At 59.8% G+C, this 21,370-nt stretch carries 16 protein-coding genes; 2 read left to right on the forward strand and 14 right to left on the reverse strand.

Features of this window, described 5'->3' with window-relative positions; translation table 11 throughout:
* Nucleotide 1 precedes the first annotated feature (1 nt).
* Together H3T90_RS04835 and dnaB are read right to left on the reverse strand one after the other, a co-directional pair.
* Entirely contained in the window at nt 2–1,396 is a 1,395-nt protein-coding gene (locus H3T90_RS04835; RefSeq protein ID WP_408610691.1) for a Mur ligase family protein, read from the reverse strand.
* Nucleotides 1,396–2,736 carry a replicative DNA helicase gene (gene dnaB, locus H3T90_RS04840; protein ID WP_046323917.1) on the reverse strand — a complete coding sequence of 447 codons (1,341 nt, stop codon included), beginning with the start codon at nt 2,734–2,736 and terminating at the stop codon, nt 1,396–1,398. The genes H3T90_RS04835 and dnaB overlap by 1 nt, the downstream gene beginning before the upstream one ends.
* Before the next feature lie 416 nt (nt 2,737–3,152).
* Here dnaB and H3T90_RS04845 point away from each other — a divergent pair, with 416 nt between their 5' ends.
* Nucleotides 3,153–4,544 carry an MATE family efflux transporter gene (locus H3T90_RS04845; protein ID WP_408610692.1) on the forward strand — a complete coding sequence of 464 codons (1,392 nt, stop codon included), beginning with the start codon at nt 3,153–3,155 and terminating at the stop codon, nt 4,542–4,544.
* Nucleotides 4,545–4,696: 152 nt separating this feature from the next.
* Here H3T90_RS04845 and H3T90_RS04850 read toward each other — a convergent pair whose 3' ends face one another.
* The 11 genes from H3T90_RS04850 to H3T90_RS04900 form a co-directional block, all read right to left on the reverse strand.
* A complete protein-coding gene (locus tag H3T90_RS04850; protein WP_101432992.1) occupies nt 4,697–5,035 on the reverse strand; it encodes a P-II family nitrogen regulator in 339 nt (112 codons plus the stop codon).
* A gap of 17 nt (nt 5,036–5,052) precedes the next feature.
* The gene (locus H3T90_RS04855; protein WP_121912877.1) at nt 5,053–6,318 is read right to left on the reverse strand and encodes an ammonium transporter; all 1,266 of its coding nucleotides are present in this window, start codon (nt 6,316–6,318) and stop codon (nt 5,053–5,055) included.
* A 197-nt stretch (nt 6,319–6,515) separates the two neighbouring features.
* Nucleotides 6,516–7,838: a signal recognition particle-docking protein FtsY gene (gene ftsY, locus H3T90_RS04860; RefSeq protein ID WP_198229760.1), complete on the reverse strand. Its 1,323-nt coding sequence runs from the start codon at nt 7,836–7,838 to the stop codon at nt 6,516–6,518.
* A 49-nt stretch (nt 7,839–7,887) separates the two neighbouring features.
* Nucleotides 7,888–8,451, reverse strand: a complete 564-nt coding sequence (locus H3T90_RS04865; RefSeq protein ID WP_198229761.1) for a hypothetical protein — start codon at nt 8,449–8,451, stop codon at nt 7,888–7,890.
* Between the two features lie 248 nt (nt 8,452–8,699).
* Nucleotides 8,700–9,431, reverse strand: a complete 732-nt coding sequence (locus H3T90_RS04870) for an ABC transporter permease (RefSeq protein WP_198229762.1) — start codon at nt 9,429–9,431, stop codon at nt 8,700–8,702.
* Entirely contained in the window at nt 9,428–10,336 is a 909-nt protein-coding gene (locus tag H3T90_RS04875) for an ABC transporter ATP-binding protein (RefSeq protein WP_198229763.1), read from the reverse strand. Before H3T90_RS04875 ends, H3T90_RS04870 begins: the two co-directional genes overlap by 4 nt.
* A gap of 1,061 nt (nt 10,337–11,397) precedes the next feature.
* A complete protein-coding gene (locus H3T90_RS04880) occupies nt 11,398–11,961 on the reverse strand; it encodes a GNAT family N-acetyltransferase (protein WP_198229764.1) in 564 nt (187 codons plus the stop codon).
* Nucleotides 11,962–12,110: 149 nt separating this feature from the next.
* The gene (locus H3T90_RS04885; RefSeq protein ID WP_101433025.1) at nt 12,111–12,785 is read right to left on the reverse strand and encodes a response regulator; all 675 of its coding nucleotides are present in this window, start codon (nt 12,783–12,785) and stop codon (nt 12,111–12,113) included.
* A complete protein-coding gene (locus H3T90_RS04890) occupies nt 12,778–14,043 on the reverse strand; it encodes a sensor histidine kinase (protein WP_198229765.1) in 1,266 nt (421 codons plus the stop codon). Before H3T90_RS04890 ends, H3T90_RS04885 begins: the two co-directional genes overlap by 8 nt.
* Nucleotides 14,044–14,080: 37 nt before the next feature.
* Entirely contained in the window at nt 14,081–15,448 is a 1,368-nt protein-coding gene (locus H3T90_RS04895; protein ID WP_198229766.1) for an FtsX-like permease family protein, read from the reverse strand.
* Nucleotides 15,449–15,515: 67 nt separating this feature from the next.
* Complete coding sequence (locus H3T90_RS04900; protein WP_198229767.1) at nt 15,516–16,238, reverse strand: ABC transporter ATP-binding protein; 723 nt, start codon at nt 16,236–16,238, stop codon at nt 15,516–15,518.
* Between the two features lie 456 nt (nt 16,239–16,694).
* Between H3T90_RS04900 and H3T90_RS04905 the strand changes: the two genes are divergently transcribed.
* Nucleotides 16,695–17,990: an ROK family transcriptional regulator gene (locus tag H3T90_RS04905; protein ID WP_186363940.1), complete on the forward strand. Its 1,296-nt coding sequence runs from the start codon at nt 16,695–16,697 to the stop codon at nt 17,988–17,990.
* 58 nt (nt 17,991–18,048) lie between these two features.
* Here H3T90_RS04905 and H3T90_RS04910 read toward each other — a convergent pair whose 3' ends face one another.
* Complete coding sequence (locus H3T90_RS04910) at nt 18,049–21,063, reverse strand: alpha-mannosidase (protein ID WP_198191238.1); 3,015 nt, start codon at nt 21,061–21,063, stop codon at nt 18,049–18,051.
* Between the last annotated feature and the right edge of the window lie 307 nt (nt 21,064–21,370).

A 21,370-nucleotide genomic window follows, 5' to 3' on the forward strand; every position in this document is an offset into this window, starting at 1 on the left:
CTCATGCGCCCACCCCGGCATCGTCCACGCTCGTGATCCTGCCGAGGGCGGACCGGAGCCGGAGCATAGACGTGTAAGTGCAGTAGATTCGCTTGGGTCGGCCTGGATGCACCTCCAGGAAGGCTGCCAGCGCCCGATCCAGGTCGGTCTCGATCGCCTCGGTGGGCACCTGGTCATAAGCCAGGCGCAGGGCCATGTCATAGGCCCGGGTGCCGGAAACCATAGCCACGCCGGTATCCCTGAGCGAGGTGAAGTCCACATCCCAGAGCCAGCTCATGTCACGTCCGTCCGCATACTCGTCGCGGATGGCGATCATGGTGTCCTGTCCGGCAGGGTCGAAGGAGGACAGGGCCAGGCGGAAGCCCATGGGGTTCTTGACCAGGACCAGCTCAACCGGCGCGCCCTGGTAAGTGATGACCTCCCCGCGGCCGAAGGCGGGCGTCACCTTGGACAGGGCATCCATGAGCGCTGCATCATCAGGCTCCCTGTCTTCCAGAACGACTCTCACCAGCGCCAGGGCAGCGGCCGCATTGTAGAGGTTGTAGACGCCCTCCAAGCGCAGATCGGTCTCCAGGATCCGACCGTCCAGGCGGAAGGCAGCCCTGTGGTCCATGACCCGTTCCAGGGTCACCTCGGCTGGCAGCCGGTGACCATGGCGGACCGGACGGGGAGCGCTGCCCGCACTGCCAACGCCAGCACCCCGGTCCGAGGCATGCATGTCGTCATCGGTAGGGAAATAGGTCAGCAGATCGTCTGACAGACCAAAGTAGGCCACACCGGTCTGGGCCGGTGTCTGGGCGGCCAGGCTGGCAATACGCGGATCCTCACGGTTGAGGACCACCGTGCCCGTGGTGGCCAGGGCCACCTGACCCAGCAGCCGGGCTGTGGTGTCGATTTCCCCAAACCGATCCAGCTGGTCGCGCATGACATTGAGCAGGAGGGCGTAGCGGGGCTTGACCTGCCGCACAAAGTGGACTGCATAGGCCTCGTCCAGCTCCAAGACGGCGATGTCGGCATGCAGATGGCCGGAGAGCCCCAATGTAGAGACCAAGGCCGAAACAACGCCGCGGGTGAAGTTGGATCCGGTCGGATTGGTGAAGACCTTGAGGCCCAGGGATTCCAGCATGGAGGCCACCATCCGGGTGGTGGTGGTCTTGCCGTTGGTACCCGAGACCAGAACCACACCACGGGGCAGCCCCGACAGGGTCCTGGCCAGGAAGCCCGGGTCGATCCGCTCGACCACCTTGCCAGGCAGGGCCGAACCGCCATGATGGGACAGCCGCGAAACGATGCGTACCGCCTTGCCGACAAGAAGGGCCAGGAGGGAGCGCCAAGGCCGACGGGGACGACCGGGCTGATCGGCAGGCTGCGCCTTGGAAGCCGTGGGCCGCATGATCAGACCCCTCCCTGCTGGTAGTCCTGGGGCATGTCCTTGAACTTGGACTTCTCGCCCAGGAAGGCCAGCTTGAAAGTGTCGGTGGGGCCGTTGCGGTGCTTGGCCAGAATGATGTCGGCCTCGCCCGGGCGGTCCTCCTTGTCGTAGAAGTCCGGCCGGTGGACCAGGAAGACCACGTCGGCATCCTGCTCGATGGAGCCGGACTCGCGCAGGTCGGAGAGCATGGGCTTCTTGTCGTTGCGCATCTCGGGACCGCGGTTGAGCTGGCTCAGCGCCACCACCGGAACCTCCAGCTCCTTGGCCAGCAGCTTCAGGGCGCGTGAGAAGTCGGAGACCTCCTGCTGGCGGGATTCGACCCGCTTGCCCGAGGTCATCAGCTGCAGGTAGTCGATGACCACCAGCTTCAGGTCGTTGGTCTGCTTGAGCCGACGGCACTTGGCGCGAATCTCCATCAGGCTCATGTTGGGCGAATCGTCCAGGAAGAGTGGGGCATCCTGGAGCCTGCTCCAGAAAGTGTTCAGGGTGTTCCAACGTTCGGGGGTGATGTCATCCGCCCGGCGCAGGGCCACCAGGGGGATGTCGGTCTCGGCCGAGATGATGCGCTGGGCCAGCTCGGTCTTGCTCATCTCCAGGGAGAAGACCACTGTGGTCATGTTGTTGTGGAGGGCTGCGGCGCGGGCAAAGTCGATGCCCAGGGTGGACTTGCCCATGGCCGGGCGGCCGGCCACCACAATCATCTGCCCAGGCTGCAGGCCCTGGGTCACATCGTCGATGCTCTTGAAGCCGGTAGGCACGCCCCGCTCCATTTCGCCGTTCTGCAGCTTGTCCAGCTGGTCCAGGGTGTCATGGACGACCGGCCCGATGGCCTCGTAATCCTGGCGGACCCTGCCCACGCTCATCTCGTAGACCTCGGCCTGGGCCAGATTGACGATGTCCTCGGCCTGGGAGCCCTCGGCCGAGTAGCCCAGCTGGGCGATCTTGGTGCCAGCCGCGATCACATTGCGCAGGATGGCCCGCTGGTGGACGATTTCCGCATAGTAGGTGGCGTTGGCGGCTGTCGGGACCGAGGCCACCAGGGAGTGCAGATAGTCGGTGCCCCCCACTTTCTCCAGGTCGCCGGACTTGAGCAGTTCGTTGGCCACCAAGACCGCATCCACCGGCTGGGAGGCCGAGAAGAGGGTGACGATGGCCTCGTAGATGGTCTGGTGCTTGGGCTGGTAGAAGTCGGATATCTCGATCATCTGGCTGACTTCGCCGATGGCATCCTTGCTCATGAGCATGCCGCCCAGCACGGCCATCTCCGCATCGTCGTCATGCGGGGGCACCCGATCGAAGAGCATGTCGCGGCCGGTCTGAGCATGATCGGTGGGACGCTGTTCGGGATGGGTGTAGTCGGTGTAGTCGTCGGAAGCCATAGCCACGATTCTACGAAGAGGACCGTCCTTGACAGCCCTAAGAGACGGATTTCACCCAAGGCATTCACCAGGACGCGCCGACCGTACTGGACGGGGTACAAGGCTGCTCATGCATGTGTACAGAAAAATAAGTTATCCACATTCAAGGCGTGTCCTAGAGGACATGTGCGCAACTTATCCACCTCATGGGTATAACTCTGTGCAAAACTTGGGGACAGCCTGCCACATCATCAATCCGGCTTGCACTCAAAGCTGTTTGGTGATACGGCATCCACGACAGGGCGTCCACGGACTGGCTTTCCTGGATTGTGTCTTCAGTCCAGAGCATTAGCATGGCGTCCATGCGCAGCCACAGGAACATCTCCGAAACCGAGACCACATCAATCACGCCGGAAGAGCGGCGGACGACCTACCGGACCATTGCCGGACTGGCCATACCCACCTTCGGCCAGCTGATCGCATCACCGCTCTTCGTCATGATCGACACCGCCATCGTGGGCCACATCAGCGACTCGGCCCTGGCCGGGCTCTCCATCGGATCCACTGTGGTGCTGACCACTGTGGGTCTGTGCATCTTCCTGGCCTACGGGACCACCTCCCAGGTGGCCCGGCTCATGGGCGCAGGCCGCCGCAAGGAGGGCATGCAGGCCGGCGTGGACGGCATGTGGCTGGCCTTCGTCATCGGCGTGGTCGTCTGCGCCGTTCTCCTGGCTTTAAGCCGACCCATCTGCAGCCTGATGGGAGCCCGTGGGCCGGTCCTGCAGGCGGCGCAGACCTACCTGAATGCCCTGGTCTTCGGCCTTCCGGCCATGCTCCTGGTCTACGCGGCCAACGGCATCTTCCGCGGACTTCAAAAGGTAAAGATCACCCTGGTGGCCGCCGTGTCGGGTGCCATCCTCAACACCGCCCTTGAGATTCTGCTGGTCTTCGGCCTGCACATGGACATTCTGGGCTCGGGCCTGGCCACACTGATCGCCGAGTGGGCCATGGGGCTCTTTTTGACCATCCCCGCCCTGGCCTGGGCCCGTCAGGAAGGCGCCCAGCTGCGGCCCCGACTCTCAGGCATGGCGGCCAGCATGGGCGATGGCTTCCCACTCTTCCTGCGGACCCTGGCCCTGCGGGTCTGCCTCTTTATGACCGTGGTGGCTGCGGCCCACCTGGGTGAGCAGGTATTGGCTGCCTACCAGGGGGTCAACTCGGCCTGGAACTTCGGATTGAACATGCTGGATGCCGTGGGCATCGCCGGTCAGTCACTGGTGGCCACCGAGCTGGGCGCCAGACAGCGGGCGCGAGCGCGGGTCATGACCGACCTGTCAGCCAAGGCCGGCATGGCCATGGGAGTGCTGGTCGGGCTGGTCATGATCGCTTTGGGCCTCTTCGCTGCTCCGTTGTTCAGCCCAACGCCGGCCATCAGGTCTCTGATCACCGTGGGTATGATCGTCCAAGGGGTCTTCATGCCCGTCGCTGGATGGATGTGGGCCTTGGACGGAATTCTGATAGGAGCCGGGGATTATCGCTACCTGGCAGCCACCTGCTCCCTGACAGCTGTGATCTATGTAATCGGACTGCTGGGCATGACGGCTCTGGCCATGAACTGGACACCCACCTGGCGGATAGCCATGCTCTGGGCCGTTCTCAATGTCCTCTTCATCGGCGTCAGGGCCATCTGCAATGGCTTGAGAACGCGCACTGATGTCTGGATGGGGACAATCGACCAGACCAGCCAAGCGTGAAGAGCCATTCTCAACGACTCAGACAAGGAAATCCCAGACATAGAAAAAGCAGGATCCCGACCGCTAGACCACGAAATTGGCCACAGCGACGGGATCCTGCGAAACTGGTCAGCACAGGAAAACGACCATACAGACGGCAGCAGGCGGCTGCCTCAGATAGCGTCTACGCCGGTCTCCCCGGTACGAACCCTGACCACCGAGTCCAGGGTCTGCACCCAGACCTTGCCGTCGCCTACGGTGTTGGTGGCGGCAGCTTGGACGATAGCGTTGACCAGCTCGTCGACCCGGCGATCCTCGGTCAACACCTCCAAGCGCACCTTGGGAACCAGGTCCACCTTGACAGTGCTGCCCCGGTAGACCTCCTTATGGCCGCCCTGCCGACCATAGCCCTGGGCTGACGAGACGGTCATACCGTGCACGCCGACCTCGGTCAGGGCCTGTTTAATCTGATCCAGCCGCCCGGGCTGAACAATGGCGGTAATGAGTTTCATGCTGCCTTCCTTTCTGATCAGTTCAGAATGGATCCGAAGTCGTAGGCGCTCTCACCCTGATCGCTCTGATCGACGCCGATGACCTCCTGATCCTTGCTGACTCGCCAACCAATGGTCTTCTCCAGCGCAAAGGCGATCACACCAGTGACTGCAGCTGCGTAGATGATCGCAATCAGCGCCACCAGGAACTGAACCAGCAGCTGCCGGAAATTGCCGCCGGCCAGGAAGCCCGTGCCGGTACCAAAGAAGCCTATCAGCAGCGTGCCCAAGAGACCACCCACACCGTGGATGCCTACCACATCCAAGGAGTCGTCATAGGCGAAACGGAACTTGAGCCCGCAGGCCAGGCAGCAGACGAAACCAGCCAGCAGGCCGATGACCATGGCCCAGAGGGGTGAAACCACGTCGGCCGCTGGGGTGATGGCCACCAGACCGGCGACCATGCCGGATGCAGCACCCATGGCGGTGTAATGCCCGGTGCGGACCCGCTCAGTAAAGAGCCAGCCCAGTGTGGCGCCACTGGCGGCTATAGTCGTGGAAACCCAGGCATATCCAGCCGTGCCGTTGGCGGCGAAGGCAGACCCCGCATTGAAGCCGAACCAGCCGAACCAGAGCAGGAAGGCGCCCAGCATGACCATGGGCACATTGTGGGGACGCATGGATTCCTTGGGGAAGCCGATTCGCCTGCCTATGATGAGCACAATGATCAGGGCTGCTACTGCCGCGTTGATGTGGATGACCGTACCGCCTGCGAAGTCGTGCGCCTGAGCTCCGATGGCGTTGGAAATGGGTCCATCGGCAGCCAGCAGTCCGTGATTCCAGACCATGTGGGCCATGGGCGCGTAATCCAAGGTGATCCAGAGGGCCACGAAGATCATCCAGGTGCTGATTCTGACTCGCTCTGCAAGGGCTCCCGAGATCAGGGCCACGCAGATCATGGCGAAGGCGGCCTGGAAGGCGATGTCCACCGTGTGCGGGTAGGCAGCGTTTGCGGAATCAAGCGAGGTGAAGACCCCATTCTTGGCTGTGACCGTGTCCTTGAGCAGGAAGCCGGTGATGGGGTCGCCGAAGACGCCGCCAATATCCTTGCCTGCAAAGGAAATCGACCATCCCCAGAGGGTCCAAATGATCCCAGTCACGGCAATGGCCAGCGTGGACATCATCATCATGTTGAGCACAGCCTTGGCGCGGACCATACCCCCATAGAAGAAAGCCACCGCCGGAGTCATCAGGAAAACCATGGATGCCGCTACCAGCATCCAGGCAGCATTTCCAGAATCCATGCCTACACCTCTCTTTTCCCCATCCGAGCGAGCAGTCCCAATAAAGAGGACTTCCCTCCGGACAGCCTACGTCAGAATCTCTTCCACTTCCCGATTCATCAAACAGGAAGCGGATGACGGTCAGGTCACCGCCGCATTACCTGCGGGTGACTATTGGATGACCACCTTATGACCGACTAGCCGACCGACTAGCCGGACTACTCGTCTCCCAGAATGCCGTCGACAAAGGATTCGGGATCGAAGACAGCCAGATCGTCGGGACCCTCGCCCAGCCCGACCAGCTTGACAGGCACGCCCAGCTCCCGCTGGACAGAAATGACGATGCCGCCCTTGGCCGAGCCGTCCAGCTTGGTCAGGACAATGCCTGTGACCCCGATGGCCTGGGCGAAGACCTGGGCCTGAATCATCCCGTTCTGCCCAGTGGTGGCATCCAGGACCAGCAGAACCTCGTCCACGGGCAGGTTCTTCTCGATCACCCGCCGGATCTTGCCCAGCTGATCCATCAGGTTGGCCTTGTTCTGCAGACGTCCGGCTGTGTCCACGATGAGGACATCCGCCTGATCATTTTTGGCTCGTTCCGCGGCTTCGAAGGCCACCGAGGCCGGGTCGGCGCCGTCGCGGTCGCTGCGGACCACGGGCACACCCACCTTGCCACCCCAGGTTTCCAGCTGGTCAGCGGCGGCGGCACGGAAGGTGTCGGCGGCACCCATGACCACCGACTTGCCATCGGCCACGAAAAGCCTGGCCAGCTTGCCCGCCGTGGTGGTCTTGCCCGTGCCGTTGACACCCACCATGATGATGACCGACGGCCTGTTGGCCTGGGGTCGGGTAGCCGCCAGAGTTCGGTCCATATTGGGGTCGACCAGATCGATCAAGCGCTGACGAAGGCCACGACGCACTGCTGCTGGGTCCTTCTGCCCGGTTATCCGGGCATCGTCACGCAACTGTTTCACCAGCTGTTCGCTGGCCTCAGCGCCCACATCCGCCATGAGCAGGGTGTCTTCCACATCCTCCCAGTCGGACTCGCTCAGATGGTCCTTGGTCAGAATGGCAAATAGGGCCTTGCCGAAGGGGTTGGGGCTCTTGGCCAGCCTGGCCTTGAGCCTGGTCATACGGGATGCGGATGCCTCCGGGTGAGCCAACTCCTCCTGTGCCGACGGTGCTGCTTGATCGGCTGAGGACGATTGACTGGATGCCTCTGAAGCGACTGAGCCTGCTGAACCTTTAGGTGCGTCCGGATTGGAGGATGCATCCGATGCAGGCGAGGCAGAGTGGACTGCCTGATAACCCGACGAAGCTGCTGGGGAGGCATCAGGTCGGCCTTCAGCTTGGCTATTTTCTGCAGAGGTCGCCGACTCCGGAGGCAAAGAAGAGCGGCCATCACCAGGCTCTTCCGTCCTGCCGGGGCGGGTGGAATCCCCCTGGGACCGGCGTTTGCGGACCGTCACCAGAATACCGACCACCGCCAGCACCAGGACGATCAACACCGCGATAAGAATAAGGAGCTGCTGTGTTGTCATAGGTACCAGCCTAAGGGCGAAAAGGGACACGGACGGTTATCACCAGCGGTCACTTTCCGCCTGGGTGGCTCTTTTTCGTCTGCGAACCGCTCTTGACTGCAGGCATGACATCGGAGGTGGTGGCCTGAGGCTCCCTCCGCTGCGGACGCGAAGGCTCGGGGCTGGATGATCGTGGGGCGGAGTTCCTGGGAGCTGGAGGCCCAGAGGTCGCAGAAACTGACGGCACGGCATTCTTCTTTTGTCTCGGGCTGACCGACGATGTGGAATCGCTGCTCGGTGGCGGGGGCAGATTTATCTCGTCCGTGGAATCGGAAGCCAGCAGACCCCGAACCTCTACCACAGAGGAGGAATTGACATAGACCGGATAGGGATGTTCGCCGTCTTCAGCGGTTGATGCGTCCTCGCCCGAGCCAGGGGAGAACGACAGGTGCCCGCCTGCTATCCGCGGCAGCTTATTCTCTCGTTCCTGCTGACGGCGTGCAGCCCGGCGCACACGCTCATCGAGAGACTGGGAGAAGGCACGGTCCTGGGACTCGCCAAGCGCCAAGCGCATGACAAATACAACGAATGCCACCACCACCAGCACCCATACCAGGACAATCAGCCAGACCATACATGCCATTCTCTCAGAAGAACCCCGCAGACGCGCTACGACACGAGGAATCTATTGGTCTCTTTCACACTGGCAGATCAGTGGATGCCCTGGACCCTTCTTATACCTACCCAAGTTATACCCAAGGCGGCCAAAGGCAAGAAGAATGGCTTTCGCGCGAATTAACCTCAGCCGAGCCCGCAACTACCATTCAGGAAACCGAGAAATTCCTCGCAATGGCAGCAAAAGGTGCATAGCCGTCAGAAGTATCATTTCCAGCGAAAACCGTATATGGAAACAAGCCCTAAGGTAATGCAGCCCACGGTCAGGTATAGGATCCCGAGCCAAGCATGAGGCCAGGTGCCCGATCCGATCAGCATCATCGATAAGGCCTCCCTCATGTGATATAAGGGCGTATATGGGGCAATGGTCTGCACCCAGGACGGCAGCATATTGAGCGGCATCATAGCTCCGCCGATGAAGCCCAAGGGCAGAATAATGATGTTCGCAAGGATGGATACCCCGGCGATTGAGTAAATTATCATGGCGATGATGACACCCAGGAAAAAGAACAAGAGGTAGCCTAGGACCAGGGGAAGCAATCCCGACAAAAATGTCGGTTTCAGCACCATTCCCATAATCATTCCCAAGACGACAAGCACTACAGCTTGTGCCAGAAGAACGACGATACCCACAACAGCTTGGGAGAGGATAATCACATTCCAGGATAGAGGAAAATTGCGAACCGTCTGAAGCATGCCATTCTCACGCCAGAGAGCAAGGTGCGAAGCACCGGCAAAAATACCCACGTAGGCCGCACCAAATGCAATGACATTGGCGCTGATTTGACTGGCAATATCAACTCCAGGAACGTAGCTCTTAAAAGACAGGACCAGGGCCAGCAACAAAGCTATAGGAAAGAGAAAGGTGAAAACCAAAGTGGACCAATCACGAATATCATAGTGGAACATCAACTTGAATAGAGTTTTGAAGCTGTTCATTTGACGTTCTCCTTTTCGAGAAGGCGAAGGTAGACATCCTCCAGACGCCCATCCTTGACTTGTGCCTGGCTTGTATTGATTCCTGAATCAACCAATTTCGCGAAGGTAACTCCGGTATCCCGAGTGCGTACTGTCAGACCGTCAGGCGTAACCTTTACATAGTCGTCCCCCACGAGACGGGCTACGTGATCGGCCTGATCCAAGGCATTCGGAAGAAGAATGGTCGATTCCATCTCTGCTTGCGCAATAAGCTTGCTTGGACTGGCTGTCACGAGAATATGCTTATCCGCCAAGATCGAGACCATACTGCACAATCGCTCTGCCTCATCCAGATGGTGCGTCGTATAAAGAACCGTGGCAGCCAATTGCTGATTCGATTTGAGCAGGCTCACAAGGTCATGACGTGACTCAGGGTCGAGGGCAGCAGTGGGTTCATCCAGAAAGAGCAGCCGAGGATGATGGATGACAGCAGTAGCGATGGCCAGTCTCTGCTGTTCACCGCCTGATAATGATTCAACTTTGTTGGATGCCACCTGATCCAGTTTCAATGCATCAATAAGATCGTTCACACGCGACCGGGGCACCTGGTAGATATTCGCCACGGCAGTAAGGTGCTCAAGGAGCGTCGTTTTGGGGAAGAAGGACGACTTTTGAGGCTGGATGCCTATTTGGCGAAGCAAGGCCAGGTTTCGTGGATAGGGCGACTTGCCCAGAACAGATACCGTTCCCTCAGCCGGTTTTTGCAGCCCCTGCAGGACGGTGAACAACGTTGTCTTTCCAGCGCCATTTGGCCCGATTATCCCATGGAAGGCCCCTTCTTCAACTTCCAATGAGAGATGAGAGAGAATCGTTTTGTTCTTTATTCGAACAGTAAGGTTCGATACGCTTACTTCGATATTGCCCATTCCAGAGCCTTTCAGCGTCAATACTGATGTGGTAAAGCGCGGGTTGTGTCGTCTATTGCTGCTTGTCTATTCATGACTATTTCAATTTGCTGAGTCTGCGCAGGTGGAGGAAAGAATCAGTCCAAATTCCGGCCCAGCATAGTATGGTGATTTTGGCTCCGATGGTCTTTTCCATGAGACCATCTGCTTCAACTACGATAGCTTATTAATCCATATTCTTTCCTCACCCATGAGCCCAGAATTTCAGGCATTTTCTAATAAAATACAAGCTGGATCAGACATAAAACCGCCACCGTCCCACAAATTATGGCATCCAAGAGCACGTACTGGCAAACACTGATTCCACTACTGGTTTACCTGCAGCTGGAACAGCATATTCCCATTTATCAAGCGGGCCGCCAAGGGGCGGACGGGTACATCTACTTTGTTCCCAATCGGCACTTTGGTAAGAGAAGCCATACCAGTATCAGCAAAAGCGGATATTGAGAAAAGTGCGATGCTTGTTCCCCCGGCTCATGCTCACCAGTGGGGAGGTTGACCGACGACAACAGTAGACCGCGCGAACGAACAGCGACGGCGATGATGCGAAACTCTGCAAGTTATCGACGGAACCCACTATTTCGCCCTTTTCGCGTATTGGCTATCTCGAATGATGCTGGCCTTCACCGTTTCGCCGCCAGTCTCTTACCATCATGAAGACAATCATCATTAGCCAAGCTACTGGGTATGTGCATGAACCCCAGAACTGTGAACCGGTGGCAAACGATATAACATGGGCGAGAATTAATGCCAGGGCAAAAAACCTGACAGCAATGACTTGCGGCTTATCGGATGGTTTCTGTGTCGAAGCTGTTTGTCTCATGGCGGTTCCTTTGCCGTCGTACATAATGCACGGAATGTGCATAAAAACAAAATATACACTAACCGGCATTCGCTCAAAATAAGCTTAAAATAAGTTCGCGTTCTGGATGCGCATATACGTCATAGCCGGAGAAAATCATTGCAGAGAGCCTAGCCAGGAAGCAATTACATGAAAGCTGCTTTTGCATCCAAGATTGCGTTTACCGATCTGTTCGTTTCGTAGACAAATCAATCCAATATCGTTCTACTGGCTGACCAAAGCTGCTGAGGAGCACATTCTCCAGTTGCCCGCCACGCGAGAGGATGGTCCGGCGGCTGGCCAGATTCGACGGGGAGCAGGTGATCAGGACCCGGCTCATGCCAAGAGCGGCCGCCCGTTGCAGGCAATCATCCAGCATCAGCCCGGCATAACCCCGCCGACGACAATCAGGGCGAACTGAATAGCCGATGTTGCCGCCCGAGCGTAGAAGCGCCTCTGTAAGCTGCAGCCTCAACTGAATCATCCCCACCAGTTTGCCGCTGGGATCCATGGCTGCGAACTGCAGGGCGGGCACAAATCCCGACGGCAGATCATCGCCGCGCGCCTGACGAGCCACCTCCGGCAGGCCTGATTGACGAACCTCATCCAGGCTGTGGCAGTCCTCCAGAGGGCCGAGCCCGGCTGCTTCATCCTCAGGCCGAGCACGACAGGCCTGCAGATATTCCCAGATCGCTTCGGCATTTACCGCCCCCGGGTGATCCATCCTCACCAGACGGATTCCCATAGTTCCCCTCCTCTGTCGAGTGCTCGGCCACCCCTTTGTGCTTTGTGCTTTGTGCTTCAGCTTACATAAACAGCATCCAACGGAACTGGGGATCCATCGTTCTTTCTGCTTTTCTCCTCCCAGTGTCCGGAACAGCTGGTCATGAATCGTCAGTCAGACATTCCGGCCTGAAACCATGTGATGACGATTTGTGTACGGTCTCGCAGGCCGGTCTTGTCGAGTATGCGACTTACGTAACGCCGGACAGAGGTAATTTCGAGAGTGAGGCGCTGGGCTATTTCCTGATTGGATAGCCCTTGAGCGATGAGCCCGGCTATCTCGTACTCCCTGGGGGTCAACTTATCCAGCTGCTGCCTGGCCTGCGGATCACTGACCTTATGCCGGGCATAGGCTCTGTCGCGGTTGATGAGCTCCGCTGTAATGCGGGGGGTGAGCACTGCGTCCCCATCGGCCACTGCGTGAATGGCTCGGTGCAGGTCTCTGGTGGATACGTCCTTGAGCAGAAAGCCGTAGGCGCCTGCGTGCAGACCGGTGAAGGCGTAATCGTCTTCGTCATAGGTGGTCAGGATCAGCGTGCGAATGTCGGGGAACTCCTTGGCAATGACCGCAGTGGCGCTGATGCCGTCCATCACCGGCATGCGAACGTCCATCAGGATCACCCGAGGCAACGGCTGGGCGGCTGCTTTCATCTCTCGAAGCATGGTCACTGCCTCCTGACCGTTGGAGGCTTGTCTGACGACCTGTAAATCGTGGTCGGCCTCAATCATGCGTACCAACCCCTTGCGGAGGAGCGCAAGGTCATCGACCAGCATCAGGTCAATCATGGGCGTTGCACCCTTTCTCGCTGGTGCCAGGCAGGACGGCTTCTACCGTCCATCCCCCGTTCTCGCTCGGTCCGCAACTCAGACTCCCTCCCATCAGTCGGCATTGCTCGCTGATTTGTTTGAGGCCCACTCCTTGATGATCATGAATGGCCGGTTTCCAATCGCCCGAGGCTTGTCCATGCTCATTCCCGTGCCCATAATCGTGAATGCTGATGCGGAGGGTACCGTCCTGCTCATAGTCGCGGGAGATGACGATGGTGCTCGGGTCTGAGGCATGTCGGAGCGTGTTGGTAATTGCCTCCCTGCTGATGATGAAGCAGAGGTTGTCCTGTCTGGGATCGTGCCGCTGATGCCCTGTTTCGGTAGACACGACAGCCAGACCAGCCGCGCGGGCATGGGCGATTACGGGGTCGAGTTCGTCGAGCGTGTGCAGCCTGGAGCCATAGCTGCGCCCATCATCATCGGACTCTTCAGGTAGCGCCTCATGCTCTTGAACAAGGGTACGGACGGCTTGTCGGGTGTCGGCCAACCCATCCCTTGCCACCTGATTGATGTCTTTGAGCACCTCTTGCAGCTCCTCGGTCTCAACCGAGTCAGCGAATCCCTGGGTCAGGGCAATGATTGTGGTAAGGTCATGGCCCACGCTATCGTGCAGCTCCCCTGCCACCTGGGCACGTGATATGGCCTGATCCCTTTGCCTGGCAAGCATCTCAGAGCGGATGCGCTCCTGCTCCTCACGCTGCTGCGTCTCGCGTCGAATCCGGTAGGACCTGACAGCTATGGCAGCGGCCGCGACCGCCATGATGACAGCCATTCTGGCCGACCATTCCAGAAAGAGCATGTGCCCGGCATGCATGCTGGCGGTGACCAGACTGACGGCCGCGACTGCCTCACTCATGCCTGCCGCAATCTTGGGTACCGGTGATAAACAGACGCAGAAATAGAGAGCGCCCACCAGGGGTATCAGGAAGCTATCGTCCGAAGTGGCAAATGACAGACCGATGTATATCAGGGTCTCCATGATCGTGATGAGCAGGGGAAGCTGCCTGCTCCAATACAGCAGGCAGGAGCACAGGAATCCGATCAGGCCGATGACCGTCTTCCAAACGGGCAAAGGAATGTTCTCGGCCCAGACTGGAGGAAACATGGGGGCGCTGACATAGAGAAGCGTATACACCAGGCTCAGCACAGGCATGACAAATCTGGTCAAGCGTTGATTGCTCAACAGCTCGAAGAGGTTGGTTGCTATGCCCTTCATCGTGCCCCCTCACGCCGCATGCCGAGGATGCCCAGGTTCATTCGCCAGTGTACTGTGCTACCACACCGGCAGGGGAACGACCTGCTGATTTGTGCACCGTGGCCCACGAAGCCAGTGATGCCGCCAAAGTCAGAAGCAGGAAGACCAGCGCCCAGTGGATCCAAGGTATGCCGATGCTGGCAGCCCCGAAGACCTTGCGGAATCCGACAGCGTAGGCCATGACCGGCAGAAGGCTGGAGGTGAAGGCTATCAGTACGGCGGTGGTTGCCATGATGAACCCTTCAAGAGCGGCCATGATTTCAAGTTGGTTCGGGTCCGCGCCAGCGATCGAGATAAGGGACAGATCCAGGCTTCGACCATGGGCTGAGATCAGGTATCCTGCGCATACTCCAGCCAGCGTGACGACCAGTGCGGGGCCCAGAAGGGTAATGAGCATGGAGAAATCAGAGCTGCTGACATCCAGGTTGGGAGGCAGCAGATGACTGGAATCGGCGCTGGTCTGGTAGAAGGAATCGGTCATCATCAGCAATGAAACCCCCACGACCAGCGGTATGACCGTGGAGCTGAGACTACGCATGCGGGCACTGGCTTGTCGGCAAGCGATCAGCCACGAAGGCTTGCGGAGAACGATGAGCCTGGTCCAACCGCTGGTGACCGTGCCCAGCAGAGAAGGACCAGCCAAGCAGATTGCGGCCAGCATGAGCACGAAGCCGAAAGTGCTGCCCATGGCGATGGGCAGGATGGGTGCCGCAGTGTGCAAACGGACCAGTTGCTCATCAGGGATGGTCCGCGCTTGCATAATCGGCATCAGCATGACTGTCGATGCTGCCAACAAACACAAAATAGCGGCGATACGACGAACCAGACCTGCTGCTTTTGGAGGGCTGATTGCGGCCCGCAGGGATTCCACGGGACTGATCCTACTGATGGTTCGGATGGTCAGCAGCGTGCCGATCAAGGCCACCAATACTCCGCATGTGGTTCCTACTGCCCAGGAAGCCAGCTGGTAGCCAGCGATGAAAGGCTGCCTGCCAATCAGGAACTGCGAAGTCTCCCAGGCATAGAGGGGGCGGACCAGCGGAAAAGCAGCCGCCAGCGAGACCACGCTGGCCGCGAGCGCCAAGATGAACACGCGCAAACAGGTCAGCGAGGTCAGCTGCCAGGGTGTAGCGCCTTGCAAAGCCAGAAGCGCGAGGTTGCGTCGCCGCTGGTTGATCACCGACGAAACGACTTGCAGAACGATCAGCACTGCGGCAATGTGAAGAGCCGCAAAGGGGATCATCAAATTTTGGTATGCGGTGCGGCCTTGCTCAGCCATGCCGGGGAGGTCGCCCAAGCCCCTAGCCGAAGAGATCATCATGGCAAGCAGGCCGACCATGGTCTGCGTGGCGATCAGCACGAGCATGACGCCAGACCAAGCCAAGGGAGCATCTTTGAAATCTCGTAGTAGAAGTCGCATCAGATGCTCGCTTTCAGATGGGAACCTTGTCATCTGTTGATATGCGACCGTCACGGAGATGCACCAGTGTGTTGCAGCGGGAGGCGACTTCCGGACTGTGGGTGACCATGATTACTGCGTGGCCCGGCCGATTGGCGAAGGCAACGAGCTCATTGACGACCGCATCTCCGGTCCTCTGGTCAAGGGCGCCCGTAGGCTCATCAGCGAAGATGATTTCGGGATCCGAAATCAGCGCACGGGCCAGGGCCACACGCTGTTGCTCGCCCCCTGACAGGAGAGTCACGTTGGCTTTGAGCAGCTCCCTGATACCGAGTCTGTCTAGCAGCTTGAGCGCCTGGTCCTCCGGCCAGCGGGTCTTACGCAGGATGAAGGGCAGTTTGAGGTTGTCCTCCACACTCATCGAAGGCACCAAATTATAAGACTGGAAAACAAAGCCCAGGTGCGCACGGCGGAACCGTGCCGACGCTGCAGCCCCCATGGCAGAGATGCGCCGACCCAGGACTTCCACCTGGCCCGAGCTGACTGGTTCGAGACCTGCCAGGCAGTAGAGCAAGGTTGATTTGCCGCTGCCCGATGGCCCTACGATTCCGGTCATGACTCTCCAAGAGGCGGTGAACTCCACATTATCCAGGAGAGTGATGATCTCCCCTTTCCTGGGCGAAACCTGCCTGCACAGACCGGATGCATGGATGGGGAAGTGCTCGCCCTGGCCGGAAGGATCGACAGTATGTTTCATGGCAGCATCCAATGCTTGCGAACGGATGAATGCCAACGTGGGCCTGTGACGCTCTGTACATCCTGTGGTGCGTATTGAGCCGGTTGTTTCATCGGAGCTCCCTCCCTCAGCACACTTGCGAGGGCAATCGGACCGCCCCGCAGTGATGATTCTTCCAAGCCGCGTAGGGGGAATCAACGTCGGCCGCCACTTCGCCATCTACAGACGACAAGACAGAGACCGGCCACTGCGTAAAACGGGGAGGACTTCATCAGTCGAATCAGCCGGGCCGGGGCCATCAGCCCCTACCCTCCCAACACGGTCCTGGCCCGGTACGCCCGCCCTGCTTACCCATCCACGTCGCTTCATGCCAATAAAATCAATGACATACAAGAAACCCTCCCCGATGCCGAAAGGGCCATCCATCCGCACTTGCTCGGACCAGGGATGCGGAAACCATCGATCAATGAGGCAAGAATGTCCCTTTCCAAACAGTCAGAATCCCCCTTCCTGCAAGGGACCAACCTTACCGCCGTCGGCGATTACAACCGCAGTGTGGTTCTCGATACCATCCGAAAAGCCGGACAGATCAGTCGGGTGGAGGTGTCCCACCTGACCGGCCTGACCAGCCAGACGGTGACCAACATGGTCCGCAAGTTGATTGACAGTGGACTGGTCCAAGAGGAGGGAACGGTGACGGTGGGCAGGGGGAAGCCCCGCACGGCAATCAGATTGAATCCCGATGGCCGCTATGCCGTGGGAATCCATCTGGAACCGGCCAAGACCACCGTCATTCTGATCAATCTGGCCGGCCATATCATCGACAGAGACCTGCCCAACCTGCCTGACGACTCTGCACAGGCCATAGCAGCACTGGCCTCGACGGTCTCTCTTCTGCTTGGACGCAACGGAATCCCCGGAAAGAGGATGGGAGGAATCGGCATAGCCATCCCCGGCCCAGTCGATGCAAGGCGGGGGACCGTGCTCGACCCACCCAACCTCTCCGGCTGGCGCAACGTCCGACTGGCCCACGACCTGGAATTAAGCACGGGTCTACCCGTCTTCATGGAGAAAGACGTGACCGCTGCCTGCCATGGCCAGACCTGGGCGGGCAGGGGAGAGGAAACCGGCCAGGACTTCCTATTCATGTACATGGGTCTGGGCATCGCTTTCGGGACGGTCAGGCATGGCCATGTCTACCAAGGTAGGACAGGCAACGTGGGAGAGATGGGACACATCGTCGTCGACACCTCGGGCCCTGCCTGCTGGTGTGGGCAAAGGGGGTGCGTAGCCGTCACCTGCGATCCACGCTCCCTGGTCAAACAGGCTGAGAAGGAGGGCCTCTTCCCCGCTCCTACCCACGTGCAGGACCCGCGGGCCTTCAACGATTCCGCTGACCTCCCCTTCTTGGATGAGGCCTTCAAGTCGCTCTGCCAACGGGCCCACGGAGGCGATGAGGTCTGCCGAGACCTCCTCCTGGAATCGGCAGGGCGAATCGGCAGGGCTGTGACAATCCTGACCGACCTGTGGGATATGGACACAGTGGTCTTCGGGGGTCCCTACTGGCACCTCCTGAAAGACATCTACCTGAACAGAGTGGCCCAGGTACTCAGGCGGCGGTCCGTCCTCAGGCAGGTCCATAACTTCAAGGTCCTGTCGACCACCTTGGGGGGCGACATCGCCGCCATTGGAGCTGCCAGCGCCATATTGGACCACGATCTAACACCCGGCCCGGCCCCGGGGATGTCCGGGAGGGACCGTTCGGCGATTTGACAGGCGGATTGCGAAAGGTGCCGTCCGGCAGGTTGCTGGACGGCACCTTTCACTCGATTCAGGACCTGTGGAACCGCAGGGTCACAATCTGGAAGGGATGGAGCTCAAGGTCGATCCCGTCCTCACCCTTGGACCGTATGGCCGGCTGGACAGCATCGCAGGGAACCTCCATGAGGCCCACTTCGTCGACGCTGGACCAATCAAAGCCAGCGGTCAGCCGAGCACGGGAACGTGCACCGGCGGATTCATAAAGACGGACGACCAAATCGCCCGACCTGTCCTCGGCCAGCTTGACGCTCTCGATCAGCACATCCTGCCCGTCCACTTCGACCAGGGGGTCTACCGGGTGGGCACCTGTCAACCGCCGGACCGGGACGTTGAGCCTGTAGCCCATCCGGATGGCCCGCCTGATGTCGGTACCCACACCCAGGGCCACTGTGAAGTCGTGCTCTCCAAGGTCGGCACGGGGGTCCGGGAAGTGGGGGGCGCGCAGGAGGGAGATCTGGATGCGTGTGCCCGGCCTGCCATCCGGCAGGACAAACTGGTGGATGTCATGGCCATAGTTGGTGCAGTTGGCCAGGCTGACGCCGAAATCGCCCTCCTGAATGTGAACCCACCGCTGGGCCGCGGCTTCGAACCTGGCCTGCTCCCAGGAGGTGTTCTCGGTGACCGGCCTGGTCAGATGACCGAACTGGATCTCGTTGACAGACTCCTTGGTGTAGAGGTTGGTCGGGAAGGAGAGCTTGAGCAACCTATCGCTTTCCTTCCAATCCACATGTGTGCGGATCACCAGAGCATCGGTGTCATCATCCAAGCTGAGCTCCTGGCTGAAGGTTGACTGGCCGATGGTCCCAGAGACGGTCACGGTCCCCTGGTCGGTCAGAGCAGTCCCCTCGACCTGGGCACCAGGCAGTTCCATGTCCTGGTAGGTCTTGTCGATATCCCAGGCATCCCAGTGGGCGGGAGCGTCGACGAAGAGGCGGAGGACGTTGGCCGGGGCAGCAGGGTCGATTACCTCACGGCCGGAGGCCCTGTCGACGGCCGAGACCACATGACCGCTGGCATCGATACGGAAGGAGACACGGTCGTTTTCGAGAACCGTATCGTCGCCCTCCCTGCGTGCCTGACCACTGGCGGTACTGTCGGGTGCGGCCACGGCACCGGCGCGGACACCCTCCTGGCTCAGGGGCCCTGCGTTGGCCTCCAGCTGGACCGGGCCGCTGCCGGCAAGCGCCTTGAGGGACCTGTCGATGATCTCCTCCAGCTGGGCCCAAATCTTCCTGTCGGAGCGCTGCACCTCGGCATAAACCCAGGCGATGGCCGATCCGGGAAGGATGTCGTGGAACTGGTAGAGGAGGACCTTACGCCAGATCTCCTGCAGCTCCTCGTAGGGGTAAGGGGTCCCGCAGAGGATGGCGGCCTGGCTGGCCCACCATTCGGCCTGCCGCAGAAGGGACTCGCTACGCTTGTTCCCGCTCTTGGTCGCCGCCTGTGAGGTGGCCGTACCACGGTGGAGCTCCAGGTAGAGTTCACCCACCCAACGAGGCGGGTCTTTCATCTCTTCCTTGGCCTGGCGGAAGAAGGTCTCCGGTGAGGTCATCAGAACGCGGGGGCCACCCTCCAGATTCTCCTGGAGCTCGGTCGCCGCCACCATCTCACGGGTGGGCCCGCCACCGCCGTCACCCCAGCCGTAGAGGAGCAGGCTGGAAGCCCCCTTCCCCTTCTCGGTGAAGTTCTTCTCGGAGCGAGCTACATCGGCTGGGGAGGCATCGGAGTTGTACTTGTCTGCCGGCGGGAAATGGGTGAATATCTCCGTCCCGTCGATCCCCTGCCACATGAAGGAGTGGAAGGGGAAAGTGTCTGTGTCGTTCCAGGAAATCTTCTGGGTCAGGAAGTAGTCCATGCCAGCCAGGCGGGCAATCTGCGGGAATGCACCCGAATAGCCGAAACTGTCCGGCAGCCATGCGACGTGCGAGGTGACGCCGAACTCCTCCTGGAAGAAGCGGCCGCCCTGGAGGAATTGGCGAACCAGTGACTCGCCACCTGGCAGGTTGGCATCGCTCTCAACCCACATCCCCCCGACGGGGACGAACTGGCCGGAGCGAATCTTGCGCCTGACACCCTCGTAGACATCGGGCTCGCTGTCCTTGAGCCACTGGTACTGCTGGGCCGAGGAGGCAGCAAAGATGAAGTCTGGGTACTCATCGGCCAGCTCGACCGCATTGCTGAAGGTCCTGGCCACCTTGCGCGGGGTCTCTCTGAGGGGCCAGAGCCAGGCGGAGTCGATATGCGCGTGGCCTACGGCATAGACGGTGTGACCCTTGGTGGCGGGTGCGCTGAGCACATCCACCAGGCACTGGCGGGCACGGCGCGCGGTGCCTGCCACATCATTGGGATCGATGCTGTTGAGTGCGGCCTCGATGGCATCCAGGATGTTGGCATAGCGGGTACGCGTGGGGTCAACCTCGTGCAGGAGACCCTCGAGGACCTTGAGTTCTTGGATCAGGTTCCAGACCTGGAGGTCAAGCAGGCCCAGCTCCAGCCGCTGCAGACGGTAGATGCCCTGCTCCTTGCCCACCCCCTCGTTGCCCAGCTCGGTCGGGTGGAAGGACCCACCGTTGGAGATCTGGGGGTTAGATGCAGCCTCAATGTAGAACTCGCAGGGCTGGCCTGGTTCGGGCACCGGCACCCACCCGTTGAAGGGCTCCACGGCCTTGATCACGGTCCCGTCCGGGCGACGGACCAGGCCTTCGGCCTGGAAGCCGGGACCTAGTCCGACCCTGCCCAGATCGACGACCAGCTCGGGGCGGGTATCCGCCTCGTTGGCCCACTCAGCCGGCACCTGGCCGGTCACGTGAAGCCACCAGGTGTCCCAGGCCGTTCCCCACGGGTCCCCGACCGACATAGGCCGGTATTCGGCCTGCTTGGCCGTCTGGAAGTCGACGGGTTCGCCGGCGACGTCCCAGGACTCGATTGAAACAGGACAGGTGTGACGGTACAGGGCGTTCTGCAGGTGCTGGCCCAGAAGCCTGTCCAGCCTCCACAAGACCTTTTCCTCACGCGTGAATCCCAATGTTCAACCTCCTCGTTGGCGGGTCCCAGAAGACCCCGCACGTACATTGTCTTTTGCAACCTGTGCAAAAGTTAGTTTAGTTTACTTCTTTGTCGGTTGCCACCGCCTGCACCGCATTCCGCACACCTTTTTCTGCCATCATCACAAATCTTTCCCTGGTGGTTGTGAATTTGTCTACTTCCTTGCGGTTAGACGGCTGGGAGGATGACTTCCCATCATGCCCCCCCTACGAGGTTACCCGGCCGACCGATGACGACACCCTGCCCTCACGGATTCCGCCGTGAAGGGCACGCTCCCGGCGCCGGTC

The sequence above is a fragment of the Bifidobacterium polysaccharolyticum genome, assembly GCF_016101585.1.
Taxonomy (GTDB): domain Bacteria; phylum Actinomycetota; class Actinomycetes; order Actinomycetales; family Bifidobacteriaceae; genus Bombiscardovia; species Bombiscardovia polysaccharolytica.